We start from the raw sequence: 301 nt of genomic DNA, 5'->3' as shown, positions 1-301 counted from the left end.
GCTGCGCCCCTTCGCCACGGTCGACGACGCGATCGAACAGGCCAATCGCCTGCCCTTCGGCCTCGCGGCGTATTGCTTCACCGAGAATGGCCGGCGCCAGAACCTGCTCGGAGACGCGATCGAGGCCGGCATGGTCGCGATCAACAACGTCCGCCTCAGCTGGCCGGACAGCCCGTTCGGCGGCGTGAAGGATTCCGGCCACGGATCGGAGGACGGCCCCGAGGGCGTGATGGCGCACCTCGTCACGAAGACCGTGCACATGATGTGACGGTGCAGCTTTCCGCTCCCTCCCCGTCGGGAC

1 protein-coding gene is annotated in these 301 nt (G+C 68.1%); it reads left to right on the top strand.

Annotated features, from left to right (window positions below):
* A partial coding sequence (locus tag AC0IYH_RS30770) for an aldehyde dehydrogenase family protein (RefSeq protein ID WP_471837956.1) occupies positions 1 to 268 on the top strand: 268 nt, incomplete at its 5' end.
* Positions 269 to 301 lie beyond the last annotated feature (33 nt).

The sequence above is a fragment of the Pseudomonas sp. AC463 genome, assembly GCF_979253585.1.
The sequence above is the reverse complement of the archived record's forward strand: the minus strand, read 5'-3'. Positions and strand labels throughout refer to the sequence as shown.